We start from the raw sequence: 14161 nt of genomic DNA on the forward strand, positions 1-14161 counted from the left end.
GGTCCTGCCGACCCACCCCGGCGACCGACGAGCGCCGTCGGGAGGCCCTCGAGACGATGCACGCCCGGCTCGCCGCGGCGGAGCGCGAGGCGCCCGCGGTGGCGGAGCACGCGGAGGCCGTCCGGGCCGTGTACGCACGCGCAACCGAGGCCGTGTGGCCCGACCTGCAGCGCGTCCACGGCGACTTGCACCTCGGACAGGTGCTCGCCGTACCGGGGGAGCGTGGCTGGGTCTTCCTGGACTTCGAGGGTGAGCCGCTCCGCCCCCTGACCGAACGCTCCGTCCCCGACGTCCCCCTGCGCGACGTCGCCGGGATGCTGCGGTCCTTCGACTACGTCGCCGGTGCGCTCGCCCGCGACGCCGACCCGGTCGACACCGGCACCTGGGCGCACGACGCGCGCGTGGCGTTCCTCGCCGGGTACGAGGAGGGGATCGACGCGGACCTCCACGCGCACCGCGAGGTCCTCGACGCGTTCGAGCTCGACAAGGCCGTGTACGAGGTCGTCTACGAGACGCGGAACCGCCCGGACTGGGTGGCCATCCCGCTGTCGGCCGTCTCGCGGCTCGCGGCGCGCAGCGCCGCCTGACGGGCCCGCACGCTTGCCGTGGGCTCAGAGGACCGCCCGCCCAGCGCGGCCTGCCGCGGCCACGTGACGGCCGGGAGGCCCGTGGCGGCGCCGCCACGGGCCTCCCGGCCGTCGTCGGGTCGCGTCCGCGACCCGCGGGTCAGTTGACGGGGCCGGTGTACTTCTCCCCGGGGCCCTGCCCGGGGCGTCCGGGATCGAAGAGGCCTCGCGGAACGCGAGCTGCACCGACCGGAGCCCGTCGCGCAGCGGCCGGGCGTGGTGGTCACCGATCTCCGTCGCGGCCGCCGTGACCAGGCCGGCGAGCGCGGTGATGAGCTTCCGGGCCTCGTCGAGGTCGGTCTGCTCCTGGGGGTCGTCGGCCAGCCCGACCTTGACGGCGGCGGCGCTGAGCAGGTGCACCGCGACGGTGTTGATGAGCTCGACGGCCGGCACCTCGGCGATGTCGCGGGCCTCGTCGGCGCCGGTGGGCTCGTTCGGCGGGGTGTCGGTCACGGTGCTCCTCTGCTAGACTCTGTCGCGGCAGATGCATCCGTGCGCCTTCGGGCGGTCGGACTCATCGTGAAAGAGGAGTCTCTCCCACCCGCGGCCGTGCACCACCAGGCTACCGGGTCCCAACCGCTCCGCCGGCGTCCGCGCCGGTCGACCAGACCTGCGGGTCCGGTGTCGGGCGGCTGTCGAGCGGGTCGTGATCCGTGCGTCAGAACTCCTCTCTCGTGCCGTCGTCCAGGGCAGATGTCCCGGACGGCAGACCACCTGATTGAAGGAGCTCCGCATCACCGATCCCCGCACCAACGACCGAATCCGCGTTCCCGAGGTCCGACTCGTCGGCCCCCAGGGTGAGCAGGTCGGCGTTGTCCCGATCGCCATGGCCCTGCGTCTCGCGCAGGAAGCCGAACTGGATCTGGTCGAGGTCGCCCCGAACTCGAAGCCGCCCGTGGCCAAGATCATGGACTACGGCAAGTTCAAGTACGAGGCTGCGCAGAAGGCCAAGGAAGCGCGTCGCAACCAGGTGAACACGGACCTGAAGGAGGTCCGGTTCCGCCTGAAGATCGACAAGCACGACTACGAGACCAAGCGCAAGCGCGCCGAGGGCTTCCTCCTCGGTGGCGACAAGGTGAAGGCCATGATCCTCTTCCGTGGTCGCGAGCAGTCGCGTCCGGAGCAGGGCGTCCGCCTCCTGCAGCGGTTCGCCGAGGAGATCGCCGAGTTCGGCGTCGTCGAGTCCCGTCCGACCCAGGACGGCCGCAACATGACGATGATCATCGCTCCGCTGAAGAACAAGTCCGACGTCAAGGGCGAGCAGAACGCCAAGCGTGCTGCGCAGAAGGCCGAGCGTCGCGCATCGGAGCACGCTGCGAAGTCCGGCGACGAGACCCCCGCCGCCGGCTCCGAGCAGCAGGCCGCACCGGCCGAGTAGGTCCCCGCGACCGACCCCGCGCAGTGCGCACCACCGCAACGACGCGGCCCCCAATCCCCATCCCACGGAAAGGCACCTCCATGCCCAAGCAGAAGACCCACTCCGGGTCGAAGAAGCGCTTCAAGGTCACCGGCAGCGGCAAGATCATGAAGCAGCAGGCCGGTATGCGTCACAACCTCGAGGTCAAGAGCGCCAAGCGCAAGGCCCGCCTCAACGAGGACCAGGTCCTCGCGAAGGCCGACGCGAAGAACGTCAAGAAGCTTCTCGGCCACTGAGCCGGCGGAACGTAAAGGAATAGATCAATGGCACGAGTAAAGAGGGCGGTCAATGCCGCCAAGAAGCGCCGCGTCGTTCTCGAGCGCGCCGAGGGCTACCGCGGTCAGCGTTCGCGTCTGTACCGCAAGGCGAAGGAGCAGGTCACCCACTCCCTCGTCTACGCCTACCGGGACCGTCACGCCAAGAAGGGCGAGTTCCGTCGCCTCTGGATCCAGCGCATCAACGCTGCGTCGCGTGCGAACGGCCTGACCTACAACCGCCTCATCCAGGGCCTCGGCCTCGCCGGCGTCGAGGTCGACCGTCGCATCCTCGCGGACCTCGCGGTGAACAACCCCGAGACGTTCGCGGCGCTCGTCGAGACCGCCAAGAAGGCCCTGCCGGCCGACACCTCGGCCCCGAAGGCCGCGTAGTCACGCCTGCTGCACCCGAAGCCCCCGTTCCGTCCGCGGAGCGGGGGCTTCGTCGCGTTCCTAGACTGGTGTCCGTGAGCGATCTCCTCGAGAACCCGAAGGCCGGCCGGGTCCGCGCCGTCGCAGCCCTGGCGAAGAAGGACGTCCGTGCCGACACCGGACTGTTCCTGCTCGAGGGGCCGCAGGCCGTGCGGGAGGCGCTCGAGTACCGCCCGGAGCTGCTCCGCGAGCTGTACGTCACGCCGACCGCCGCCGCCCGCTACGCGCTCGACGACGCGCCCGTCGACACCTGGTTCGTGACCGAGCAGGTGCTCGACACGATGGCCGACACGGTGACGCCGCAGGGTGTGGTCGCCGTCTGCCAGCAGTTCCCGACGTCGGTCCGGGCGGTCTTCCCCGATCCCGGTGCAGACGGCCTGGAGGCGCGGGACGCGTCCGCCTCGGAAGGCTCGCTCCCCGGGTTGGTCGCGATCCTGGAGCAGGTGCGCGACCCCGGCAACGCCGGCACGATCATCCGCGCCGCGGACTCCGCCGGTGCCGACGCCGTGGTGCTCACCGGGCGTTCGGTGGACCCGTACAACCCGAAGGTCGTCCGATCGACCACCGGCTCGCTGTTCCACGTCCCGGTGTCGGTCGGGGTGACCCTGGCCGACGCGGTCTCCCGGGCGAAAGCGCTCGGCTACACGGTGCTCGCCGCCGACGTGTCGGGCGACGACCTCCCGGCGGTCCGGGCGGACGGCATGCTCGACGGGCCGACGGCGTGGGTCTTCGGCAACGAGGCCCGCGGGCTGACCGACGAGGACCTCGCGCTCGTCGACCGCGCGGTGAGGGTGCCGATCTACGGGCAGGCCGAGTCGATGAACCTCGCGACCGCGGCCTCGGTGTGCCTGTACGAGAGCGCCTTCGCGCAGCGGGCCGCCGCCTCCTCCACAGCCGGCTGACGGCCCGCGTCCCTCCACCGTCCGACGGGTACAGGACGGCGGTATCCCACGGGCCGGTAGGCTTGGGCCTCGTGTCAGAACACCTCGAGATCAGCGAACCGGCCGTCGCCGCCGCCGTGGACGCCGCCCTCGCGGCCGTCCGCGCCACGACGACCGTCGCCGAGCTGAAGCAGGCCAGGGCCGAGCACACCGGTGAGCAGTCGCCGCTCGCGCGCATGAACGCGTCGATGCGCAGTGTGCCGCCGGAGCAGAAGGCCGCAGCGGGCAAGCTCGTCGGGCAGGCGCGCGGCACCGTGAACCAGGCGATCGCAGCGCAGGAGTCCGTCCTGGCCGTGGCCGAGGAGCGTGCGCGCCTCGAGTCCGAGCGCGTCGACGTCACCGCCCTGCCGTCGCGCCGCACCCCCGGGTCGCGCCACCCGCTCTCGCTGCTGAACGACGCCGTCGCCGACATCTTCGTCGGCATGGGGTGGGAGGTCGCAGAGGGCCCCGAGCTCGAGCACGAGTGGTTCAACTTCGACGCCCTGAACTTCGACCAGGACCACCCGGCACGTGCCATGGCCGACACCGTCTTCGTCGAGCCGGTCGACCGCCACCTGCTCATGCGGACGCACACGTCGCCCGTGCAGGTCCGCTCCCTGCTGAGCCGCGACCTCCCGCTCTACGTCATCGCCCCCGGGCGCGTGTACCGGGCGGACGAACTCGACGCGACGCACCTGCCGGTCTTCACCCAGGTCGAGGGCATCGCGATCGACAAGGGCCTGACGATGGCGCACCTGCGCGGCACGCTCGAGCACTTCGCACGCCAGATGTTCGGCGCCGAAGCGCAGATCCGCCTGCGCCCGAACTACTTCCCGTTCACCGAGCCGAGTGCCGAGATGGACGTCTGGCAGCCGAACGCCAAGGGTGGCGCCCGGTGGGTCGAGTGGGGCGGCTGCGGCATGGTGAACCCGAACGTCCTGCGCGCCGCCGGCATCGACCCGGACGAGTACCAGGGCTTCGCCTTCGGCATGGGCATCGAGCGGACGCTGCAGTTCCGCAACGGCCTGAACGACATGCGTGACTTCCTCGAGGGCGACATCCGCTTCTCGCAGCAGTTCGGAACGGTGGTCTGATGCGCGTCCCACTCCGCTGGCTCGGCGAGTCCGTCGACCTCCCCGAGGACGTCACCCTCGAGCACGTCCACGCGGCACTCGTGTCGGTGGGCTTCGAGGAAGAAGACGTCCACACCTACGACCTCACCGGGCCCATCGTCGTCGGCCGCGTCCTGTCGCTCGAGCCCGAGCCGCAGAAGAACGGCAAGACGATCAACTGGTGCCAGGTCGACGTCGGCGAGCCGGAGCCCCGCGGCATCGTCTGCGGTGCCCACAACTTCGTCGCGGGCGACCTCGTCGTCGTGACCCTCCCCGGAGCGGTGCTCCCCGGTCCGTTCCCGATCGCCGCCCGGAAGACCTACGGACACGTGTCCGACGGCATGATCGCCTCGGCGCGCGAACTCGGACTCGGTGACGAGCACGACGGCATCCTGCGCTTCGCCGACCTCGGCATGGAGCCGGAGGCGGGCGCCGACGCCATCGCCCTGCTCGGCCTCGACGACGCTGCGGTGGAGATCAACGTCACGCCGGACCGCGGCTACGCCCTGAGCATGCGCGGCGTCGCCCGCGAGTACGCCCACGCCACCGGCGCGAGCTTCCACGACCCGGCCGCGCGGGTCGCCCCACGCGATGCGGACGGCTTCTCCGTCACGATCGACGACCGGGCGCCGATCCGTGGTCGCCAGGGTGCGACCACCTTCGTGACCCGTGTCGTCCGCGGCATCGACCCGACCGTGAAGACACCGGCCTGGATGGTGTCACGGCTGGCGCTCGCAGGGGTGCGCTCGATCTCGCTGCCGGTCGACATCACCAACTACGTCATGTTCGAGCTCGGCCAGCCGCTCCACGGCTACGACCTCGCGAAGGTCGTCGGCGGGCTCGGCGTGCGCCGGGCGGCGGCGGGGGAGACCCTCGTCACGCTCGACGACGTCACCCGGAAGCTCGACCCGGAAGACCTCGTCATCACCGACGGCGACGGCCCGGTCGGCCTCGCCGGGGTGATGGGTGGGGCCCGGACCGAGATCAGCGCCACCACGACCGACGTCCTCATCGAGGCCGCGGTCTTCGACCAGGTGTCGATCGCCCGGACCGCCCGTCGCCACAAACTCCCGAGCGAGGCGTCCCGACGCTTCGAGCGCGGTGTCGACCCGCTCGTGTCCGAAGCCGCGGCGAACCGCGCCGTCGAGCTCCTGGTCGAGCTCGCCGGGGGCACGGCCGACGCGCTCGGCTCGACCGTCGTCGACACGACCCCGCGTCCCGCTGTCGCCATGCGGATCGGCCGTCCCGCCGAACTCATCGGCGTCGAGTACACCGACGCCGAGGTCGTCGACACCCTGCGCGCGATCGGTGCCACGGTGGACATCGACGGTGGTCTGCTCTCGGTGACGCCGCCGACCTGGCGTCCGGACCTCGTCGACGACACCACGCTCGTCGAGGAGATCGCGCGCATCGTCGGCTACGGCCGGATCCCGAGCGTGCTCCCCGTGGCCCCGCCCGGACGCGGACTGACCGGACACCAGCGTGCCCGTCGCCGTGTCGCCGACGCCCTCGCGGCCGCCGGTCTGGTCGAGGTGGTCACCGCGCCGTTCGTGTCCGCCGCGACGCAGGCGGCCTACCCGGGCATCGACGGCGACGGCGGCCCGAGCGTCGTGCTCGCCAACGCCCTCGACAGCGAGCAGAACCGACTCCGCCGCAGCGGTCTGCCGGCGCTCGTCGACGTCGCACGGCGCAACGTCTCCCGCGGACTCGTCGACGTCGCCGTGTACGAGACCTCCCGGGTCTTCCTGCCGGCGAGCGGCCACGAGCTCGGCACCGCCGACGTCCCGGCGGGCGCTTCGCTGCCCGACCGTGCGACCCTCGCCGCCCTGGACGCCTCGCTGCCGCCGCAGCCGTTCCACGTCTCGGCGCTCCTGACCGGCCACCGGGTCGTGAAGCAGCCGGGCGTCGCCGCGGAGCCGTACGGCATCGCGGACGCGCTCGACGTCGCACGCGAGATCGCGTGGGCGGTCGGTGTCGAGCTGACCGTGGCGCAGACGACGCACCCGTCCCTGCACCCGGGCCGCGCGGCGTCGCTCCTCGTCGGCGGTGCGGTCGTCGGCATCGCCGGTGAGCTGCTGCCCGAGCTCAGCGAGGCCGCGGTGCTCCCGCGCGTCGTCGCCGTGGTCGAGCTCGACCTCGACGCCCTGGTCGCCGCTGCACCGGAGCTCGTGTCGGTCGCACCGATCGAGTCGTACCCGGCCGCGACGCAGGACCTGTCGCTCGTGGTCGACGCCGGGGTCCCCGCCGGTGACGTCCTCGACGCCGTCCGGACTGGTGCCGGAGAGCTCCTGGAGTATGCTCGGCTCGTGGACGACTACCGGGGCACCGGCGTGGACGAGGGACAGAAGTCCCTGACGTTCGCGCTGCGCTTCCGTGCCACGGACCGCACGCTGACCGCTGCCGAGGCCTCCGAGGCCCGTGACGGCGCTGTCCGACGTGCCGGCGAGCGATTCGGGGCGACCCTGCGCGACTGATCCTCCAGGATCACCGCCCGGGGCCGCCGCCTCCGACTCTCTCGACGACCAGTCCGACCTAAGGTGGAATCCCATGTCCGTATCCGTCGCCGTGGCGGGAGCCTCCGGCTACGCGGGTGGTGAGCTCCTGCGCGTGCTCTCCGCCCATCCCGAGTTCGACGTCAGGACGGTGACGGCGTTCTCGAACGCCGGACAGCCGTTGGTCGCCACGCAACCGCACCTGCGCTCGCTGGCCCACCTGACCCTCGTGGCGACGACGGCGGAGAACCTCCGCGGACACGACGTGGTGTTCCTGGCGCTGCCGCACGGCCAGTCCGGTGCGATCACCGCCGAGCTCGGCGACGAAGCACTCGTCGTCGACTGCGGCGCGGACCACCGGCTGACCGACCCGGCCGCGTGGGAAGCCTTCTACGGCGGCGAGTACCACGGCGCGTGGACCTACGGCCTGCCGGAACTGCTGCACGCGGCCCCGAAGCCGGGGTCGGCGGAGGAGTGGCGCGACGAGGACGACATCCAGGCGCAGGGTCGGCAGCGGTCCGAACTCGTCGGCACGAAGCGGATCGCGGTGCCCGGCTGCAACGTGACGGCCGTCACGCTCGGCATCCAACCGGGGATCCAGGCCGGACTCGTCGAGTCGGACGACATCGTGGCCGTGCTGGCCGTCGGTCCGAGCGGCGCCGGCAAGAAGCTCGCGACGACCTACCTCGCCTCCGAGATCATGGGGTCCGCGAGCGCGTACGCCGTCGGTGGGACCCATCGGCACGTCCCCGAGATCCAGCAGAACCTCGAGGTCGCGGGCGCGGCGGACGTCACGATCTCCTTCACGCCGGTCCTCGTGCCGATGTCGCGGGGCATCCTCGCGACGACGACCGCCAAGCTCACGCCGGGCGTCAGCGCCCGCGACGTCCGCCTCGCGTGGGAGCAGGCGTACGCGGACGAGCCGTTCGTGCACCTCCTCCCCGAGGGCGAGTTCCCCCGGGTGGCGGACACCACCGGCGCGAACACCTGCCTGGTCGGCATCGCGGTCGACGAGGCCGCGGGCCGGGTCGTCGCGGTGAGCGCGCTCGACAACCTCGTGAAGGGCACCGCCGGGGCAGCGGTCCAGTCCACCAACATCGCCCTGGGCTTCCCCGAGACCCTGGGCCTGAGCGTGGACGGAGTCGCACCGTGACCGACGCGGACCAGCACGACGCGGACCAGCACGACGCGAGCCAGCACGACGCGAGCCAGCACGACGCGAGCCAGCACGACGGAGCCGGGGCGGGCCTCCAGGCCGGGACGACCGCGCAGGGGGTCACCGCAGCAGCGGGGTTCCGTGCCGCGGGCGTCACCGCCGGACTCAAGACGAGCGGCAAGCCGGACGTGGCCCTCGTGGTCAACGACGGCCCCGAGGCGGCGGTCGCCGCCGTGTTCACGAGCAACCGCGCGCAGGCGCACCCCGTCATCTGGTCCCGCCAGGTCGTCGGTGACGGGATCGCGCGCGCCGTCGTCCTCAACTCGGGAGGCGCGAACTGCTTCACGGGTCCGTTCGGGTTCCAGACGACCCACCTCACGGCCGAGGCGGTCGCGGACGCGCTCGGCGTCGGTGCCGGCGACGTGGTCGTGTGCTCGACCGGGCTGATCGGGGTCGGCGACCAGACCTTCCGGGACAACGTCCTCAAGGGCGTCGGCCTCGCGTCCGCGGCGCTGTCCCCGACCGGTGGTCCAGACGCCGCGACGGCGATCATGACGACCGACACCAAGCCGAAGCAGTCCGTCGTGACGGAGGACGGCTGGACCGTCGGCGGCATGGCGAAGGGTGCGGGCATGCTCGCACCGGGTCTCGCGACGATGCTCGTCGTCATCACGACGGACGCGCTCCTCACGTCCGACGAACTCGACCAGGCGCTCCGCGCGGCGACCCGGGTGACCTTCGACCGCGTCGACTCGGACGGATGCATGTCGACGAACGACACGGTCGTCCTGATGTCCTCCGGTGCGAGCGGCACCACGCCGGAGGTCGGCGACTTCCAGGAGGCCCTGACCGCCGTCTGCGCCGACCTCGCCAAGCAGCTCCAGCAGGACGCCGAGGGGGCGAGCCACGACATCGCGATCGAGGTCGTCGGTGCCGTGAGCGAGGACGACGCGGTCGCTGTGGGCCGGAGCGTCGCCCGCAACAACCTCTTCAAGGCCGCCGTGTTCGGGAACGACCCCAACTGGGGCCGGGTGCTCGCGGCGATCGGCACGACCGACGCCGAGTTCGACCCGTACACGGTCGACGTCAGCATGAACGGCGTCCGGGTCTGCCACGCCGGCGCGCCGGACGAGCCGAGCGACGCCGTCGACCTGACCGGACGTGAGACCCACGTGCTCATCGACCTCGGGGTCGGACCGCACGCAGCCACGATCCTGACGAACGACCTCACGCACGACTACGTCCACGAGAACAGCGCGTACTCCAGCTGATGAGCGATCACGACCTGACCAAGGAAGAAGAGCACGAGCTCGCCGCCGTGAAGGCCGCGACGCTCATCGAGTCCCTGCCCTGGCTGAAACGGTTCTCGGGCAAGGTCGTCGTCGTCAAGTTCGGCGGCAACGCGATGATCAACGAGGACCTCAAGCGGGCGTTCGCGGAGGACATGGTCTACCTGCGCTACGCGGGCCTGCACCCGGTCGTCGTGCACGGCGGTGGGCCGCAGATCTCGGCCGCCCTCAAGGAGCAGGGCATCGAGTCCGAGTTCCGCGGCGGCTACCGGGTGACCACGACCGAGGCGATCACGGTCGTCCGTGACGTCCTGGCCGGCGAGGTCAACCGTGAGATCGTCGACCTCGTCAACGAGCACGGCGACGGCCTCGCGGTCGGCGTCTTCGGCGACGGCGGCTCGCTGTTCACCGGTGAGAAGAAGGGCGTCGTCGTCGACGGCGAGCACTTCGACCTCGGACACGTCGGCGACATCACGCACGTCGACCCGTCCGGGGTGCTCGCGGCGATCGAGGCCGGCCGGATCCCGGTCGTGTCGAGCATCGCGATCGACGACGCGCACCCCGACCAGGCGCTCAACGTGAACGCCGACGCTGCGGCCGGCGCACTCGCGATCGCCCTGAAGGCCGCGAAGCTGATGATGCTGACGGACGTCCCCGGGCTGTACCGCAACTGGCCGGACCGCGACTCCATCGTCGACCTCATCGCCGTCGAGGAACTGCGGGAACTCCTCCCGTCGCTCGAGTCGGGGATGATCCCGAAGATGACCGCGTGCCTCGACGCCGTGGTCGGCGGGGTCGGCGGGGCGACGATCATCGACGGCCGGATCCCGCACTCGATCCTCCTCGAGGTCTTCACCCTCCGCGGTGCGGGCACCGAGGTGATCCCGGACCCGAGCCGCCGGACCGAGAACCAGATGACCCACGCGGAGATCGGCCGTCGGGTCGCAGCGTCGGCGTCGGCCAGCGCGGCGGGGCACACCGTCACCACCGGCAAGCACGAAGCCACGATCGAGAAGGGGCACGAGCAGTGAGCACCGAGACGCAGACCCAGACCTGGAACGACCGGTTCGGGGCGTCGCTCATGCGATCCCTGACCCCGCCGAAGATCATGCTCGAGCGCGGGCAGGGCTGCCGCGTCTGGGACGTCGACGGCAACGAGTACCTCGACTTCCTCGCCGGCATCGCCGTCAACTCGCTCGGGCACGCGCACCCGGCCCTCGTCGACGCGGTGTCCGACCAGGCCGCGAAGCTCGTGCACGTCTCGAACTACTTCGCGACGCCGCCGCAGCTCGAGCTCGCCGAGCGGCTCAAGCGCATCACCGGGGCCGGCGACGCCGGTCGTGTGTACTTCGGCAACTCCGGCGCCGAGGCGAACGAGGCCGCGTTCAAGCTCGCGCGCCTGAACAAGGGCGCGGACGGCGGCAAGACCCGCATCCTCGCGCTCAAGCAGGGATTCCACGGCCGGACGATGGGAGCGCTCGCGCTCACCGGCAAGCCGGCCCTGCAGGAGGACTTCCTGCCGATGGTCCCCGGAGTCGAGCACGTCGACTCCACGGTCGAGGCGCTCGAGGCGGCGTTCGACGACCACGTGGCGGCGCTCATCCTCGAGCCGATCAAGGGCGAGGCCGGCGTGGTCGACCTCCCCGAGGGCTTCCTGCTCGCTGCTCGGCGCCTGACCGAGGAGCACGGGGCACTGCTGATCCTCGACGAGATCCAGACCGGCGTCGGGCGCACGGGCAACTGGTTCACCTACCAGGGCCACGGGTTCACGCCGGACGCCATCACGATCGCGAAGGGCATCGCGGGCGGCTTCCCGATCGGTGCCCTCGTGACCTTCGGATGGGCGTCCGACCTGTTCTCGGCCGGCCAGCACGGTTCGACCTTCGGCGGCAACCCGCTCGGCACCCGTGTCGCGAACGCCGTCCTCGAGGAGATCGAACGGGCCGACCTCGTCACCGGCGCGGTCGTCAAGGGCGAGCGGATCCGTGCGGGCATCGCGTCGCTCGGCTCCCCGCTCGTGGCGGAGGTCCGTGGCACGGGACTCCTGATCGGCGTCGGCCTGACCGCAGCGGTCGGCCCCGCCGTCAACCAGGCCGCCCTCGAGCGTGGCCTCATCATCAACGCACCGAACGAGTCGAGCCTGCGCATCGCGCCGCCGCTCATCGTGTCCGACGCCGAGATCGACGAGTTCGTGTCGATCCTCGGCGAGAGCCTCGCAGCGGTCGCGGCCGCGCAGGGCACCACCACCCAGGAGACCTCCGCATGACCCGCCACTTCCTCCGCGACGACGACCTGAGCCAGGCCGAGCAGTCCGCGATCCTCGACCTCGCGGCGCAGATGAAGGCCGACCGCTGGGGATCGAAGCCCCTCGCGGGCCCGCAGTCCGTCGCGGTGATCTTCGACAAGTCCTCGACACGGACCCGGGTGTCCTTCCACGTCGGCATTTCCGACCTCGGCGGCAGCCCGCTCGTCATCACGACGGCGAACAGCCAGCTCGGCGGCAAGGAGACCCCCTCGGACACCGCCCGGGTCCTGGAGCGCATGGTGTCGGCGATCGTCTGGCGCACCTACGCCCAGTCGGGCCTCGAGGAGATGGCCGCCGGCACGCGGGTCCCCGTCGTCAACGCCCTGTCGGACGACTTCCACCCGTGCCAGCTCCTCGCCGACCTCCTCACCATCCGAGAGCACCGCGGCACGCTCGCCGGGCAGACCGTGGCGTTCGTCGGCGACGGCGCCAGCAACATGGCGCAGTCCTACCTGCTCGCTGGCGCGACCGCGGGCATGCACGTCCGAGTCGCCGCACCCGAGTCCTTCGCGCCGGCGGCCCGGGTCGTCACCGACGCCGAGGACCGCGCAGCGCTGACCGGTGGTTCGGTCCTCGTCGTCACCGATCCGGTCGCCGCGGTCGCCGGCGCCGACGTCGTCGTCACCGACACGTGGGTGTCGATGGGCAAGGAGGACGAGAAGCAGGCACGGCTGGACACCTTCGCCGGGTACCGCGTGGACGACGAGCTGATGGCGCACGCCGCCGACGACGCCGTGTTCATGCACTGCCTGCCGGCCGACCGTGGCTACGAGGTCACGGCCGAGGTCATCGACGGCCCGCGCAGCATCATCTGGGACGAGGCGGAGAACCGCCTCCACGCCCAGAAGGCGCTCCTCGCCTGGCTCCTGGCCGCGAACGCAGCCGAACCGGCCGAGGCCACGGCCGAGCCGGCCACCACCAACTGACACCCCCACCCCAAGGAGAAACCACATGGCAGACCGCGTCGTACTGGCGTACTCCGGAGGCCTCGACACCTCCGTCGGCATCGGCTGGCTCAAGGACGCCACCGGCAAGGACGTCGTCGCACTGGCGGTCGACGTCGGCCAGGGCGGCGAGGACATGGACGCCATCCGTCAGCGCGCGCTCGACTGCGGCGCGGTGGAGTCGGTCGTCGTCGACGCGAAGGACGAGTTCGCCGACGACTACCTCGTGCCCGCCCTCAAGGCGAACGCGCTGTACCAGAAGCGCTACCCGCTCGTGTCCGCGCTGAGCCGCCCGCTCATCGCGAAGCACCTGGCCCTCACCGCGAAGCAGCTCGGCGCCGACAGCGTCGCGCACGGCTGCACCGGCAAGGGCAACGACCAGGTCCGCTTCGAGGCCGCGGTCGCCGCGATCGCGCCCGACCTGACGAGCGTCGCCCCGGTCCGCGACCTCGCGCTCACCCGCGACAAGGCGATCGTCTACGCGAACGAGCACAACCTGCCGATCGAGCAGTCGAAGAAGTCGCCGTACTCGGTCGACCAGAACGTCTGGGGCCGCGCGGTCGAGACCGGGTTCCTCGAGGACCCGTGGAACGCCCCGATCGAGGACCTCTACTCGTACACGCAGGACCCCACGGTCCCGCGGGACGCCGACGAGGTCACGATCACGTTCGAGCAGGGCGTCCCCGTCGCGATCGACGGACAGCGCTTCAGCGTGCTCCGCATCGTGCAGGAGCTCAACGCCCTCGCCGGCAAGCACGGAGTCGGCCGCATCGACGTCGTGGAGGACCGCCTCGTCGGCATCAAGTCGCGCGAGGTCTACGAGGCCCCGGCCGCGATCGCGCTGATCGCCGCGCACGAGGAGCTCGAGAGCCTCACCCTCGAGCGTGACGTCAACCGCTACAAGCGCGGCATCGAGTCCGAGTGGGCCGACCTGGTCTACGACGGCCTCTGGTTCGGCGGTCTCAAGCGCAGCCTCGACGCGTTCATCGACCACACCCAGCAGCACGTCTCCGGTGACATCCGCCTGCAGCTGCACGGCGGTCGCGCGACGGTCACGGGGCGCAAGTCGGAGCAGAGCCTCTACGACTTCGACCTCGCGACGTACGACACCGGCGACACGTTCGACCAGTCCCTGTCGAAGGGCTTCATCGAGCTGTGGTCGCTGCCGAGCAAGATCTCGGCACGCCGCGACGCCGCCAACTAGTCGCCCGCGG

Annotated in this window: 12 protein-coding genes and 2 pseudogenes; 13 read left to right on the forward strand and 1 reads right to left on the reverse strand. The window is 71.4% G+C overall.

Annotated elements, in window-relative coordinates; translation table 11 throughout:
• Window positions 1-587 (forward strand): annotated as a pseudogene (locus tag I59_RS22790) (phosphotransferase); the annotation flags it as partial.
• A 139-nt stretch (window positions 588-726) separates the two neighbouring features.
• On the opposite strand, the pseudogene I59_RS19575 reads toward I59_RS22790, so the two are convergent.
• Window positions 727-1079 (reverse strand): annotated as a pseudogene (locus tag I59_RS19575) (DUF1844 domain-containing protein).
• Between the two features lie 265 nt (window positions 1080-1344).
• Here I59_RS19575 and infC point away from each other — a divergent pair.
• The 12 genes from infC (at window position 1345) to I59_RS08635 (ending at window position 14151) form a co-directional block, all read left to right on the forward strand.
• Window positions 1345-2004: a translation initiation factor IF-3 gene (gene infC, locus I59_RS08580; protein ID WP_022903518.1), complete on the forward strand. Its 660-nt coding sequence runs from the start codon at window positions 1345-1347 to the stop codon at window positions 2002-2004.
• An 80-nt stretch (window positions 2005-2084) separates the two neighbouring features.
• The gene (gene rpmI / locus I59_RS08585) at window positions 2085-2279 is read left to right on the forward strand and encodes a 50S ribosomal protein L35 (protein WP_022903519.1); all 195 of its coding nucleotides are present in this window, start codon (window positions 2085-2087) and stop codon (window positions 2277-2279) included.
• A gap of 27 nt (window positions 2280-2306) precedes the next feature.
• Window positions 2307-2690: a 50S ribosomal protein L20 gene (rplT, locus tag I59_RS08590; RefSeq protein WP_022903520.1), complete on the forward strand. Its 384-nt coding sequence runs from the start codon at window positions 2307-2309 to the stop codon at window positions 2688-2690.
• Between the two features lie 74 nt (window positions 2691-2764).
• On the forward strand, window positions 2765-3631 hold the full coding sequence (locus tag I59_RS08595; RefSeq protein ID WP_031273409.1) for an RNA methyltransferase: 867 nt from the start codon (window positions 2765-2767) through the stop codon (window positions 3629-3631).
• A gap of 71 nt (window positions 3632-3702) precedes the next feature.
• Entirely contained in the window at window positions 3703-4743 is a 1041-nt protein-coding gene (pheS, locus tag I59_RS08600; RefSeq protein WP_031273410.1) for a phenylalanine--tRNA ligase subunit alpha, read from the forward strand.
• A complete protein-coding gene (pheT, locus tag I59_RS08605) occupies window positions 4743-7235 on the forward strand; it encodes a phenylalanine--tRNA ligase subunit beta (RefSeq protein ID WP_022903523.1) in 2493 nt (830 codons plus the stop codon). The genes pheS and pheT overlap by 1 nt, the downstream gene beginning before the upstream one ends.
• A 73-nt stretch (window positions 7236-7308) precedes the next feature.
• Window positions 7309-8406 carry an N-acetyl-gamma-glutamyl-phosphate reductase gene (locus I59_RS08610; RefSeq protein WP_022903524.1) on the forward strand — a complete coding sequence of 366 codons (1098 nt, stop codon included), beginning with the start codon at window positions 7309-7311 and terminating at the stop codon, window positions 8404-8406.
• Window positions 8403-9680: a bifunctional glutamate N-acetyltransferase/amino-acid acetyltransferase ArgJ gene (argJ, locus tag I59_RS08615; protein ID WP_022903525.1), complete on the forward strand. Its 1278-nt coding sequence runs from the start codon at window positions 8403-8405 to the stop codon at window positions 9678-9680. The genes I59_RS08610 and argJ overlap by 4 nt, the downstream gene beginning before the upstream one ends.
• Window positions 9680-10729 carry an acetylglutamate kinase gene (gene argB, locus I59_RS08620; RefSeq protein ID WP_022903526.1) on the forward strand — a complete coding sequence of 350 codons (1050 nt, stop codon included), beginning with the start codon at window positions 9680-9682 and terminating at the stop codon, window positions 10727-10729. Before argJ ends, argB begins: the two co-directional genes overlap by 1 nt.
• Window positions 10726-11964, forward strand: coding sequence for an acetylornithine transaminase (locus I59_RS08625; protein ID WP_022903527.1), 1239 nt, complete (start codon window positions 10726-10728; stop codon window positions 11962-11964). The genes argB and I59_RS08625 overlap by 4 nt, the downstream gene beginning before the upstream one ends.
• Window positions 11961-12929, forward strand: a complete 969-nt coding sequence (gene argF, locus I59_RS08630) for an ornithine carbamoyltransferase (RefSeq protein WP_022903528.1) — start codon at window positions 11961-11963, stop codon at window positions 12927-12929. The genes I59_RS08625 and argF overlap by 4 nt, the downstream gene beginning before the upstream one ends.
• Before the next feature lie 25 nt (window positions 12930-12954).
• Window positions 12955-14151, forward strand: a complete 1197-nt coding sequence (locus tag I59_RS08635) for an argininosuccinate synthase (RefSeq protein WP_022903529.1) — start codon at window positions 12955-12957, stop codon at window positions 14149-14151.
• The last annotated feature ends 10 nt before the right edge of the window (window positions 14152-14161 follow it).

It is taken from the genome of Curtobacterium sp. B8 (assembly GCF_000333315.1).
Lineage (GTDB): Bacteria > Actinomycetota > Actinomycetes > Actinomycetales > Microbacteriaceae > Curtobacterium > Curtobacterium luteum.

What these genes read in the sequence shown, in the direction of transcription:
- pheT (WP_022903523.1), top strand. Translation starts at nt 4,743, where the DNA reads ATGCGCGTCCCACTCCGCTGGCTCGGCGAGTCCGTCGACCTCCCCGAG.
- rplT (WP_022903520.1), top strand. Translation starts at nt 2,307, where the DNA reads ATGGCACGAGTAAAGAGGGCGGTCAATGCCGCCAAGAAGCGCCGCGTC.
- I59_RS08635 (WP_022903529.1), top strand. Translation starts at nt 12,955, where the DNA reads ATGGCAGACCGCGTCGTACTGGCGTACTCCGGAGGCCTCGACACCTCC.
- argB (WP_022903526.1), top strand. Translation starts at nt 9,680, where the DNA reads ATGAGCGATCACGACCTGACCAAGGAAGAAGAGCACGAGCTCGCCGCC.
- I59_RS08610 (WP_022903524.1), top strand. Translation starts at nt 7,309, where the DNA reads ATGTCCGTATCCGTCGCCGTGGCGGGAGCCTCCGGCTACGCGGGTGGT.
- rpmI (WP_022903519.1), top strand. Translation starts at nt 2,085, where the DNA reads ATGCCCAAGCAGAAGACCCACTCCGGGTCGAAGAAGCGCTTCAAGGTC.
- argF (WP_022903528.1), top strand. Translation starts at nt 11,961, where the DNA reads ATGACCCGCCACTTCCTCCGCGACGACGACCTGAGCCAGGCCGAGCAG.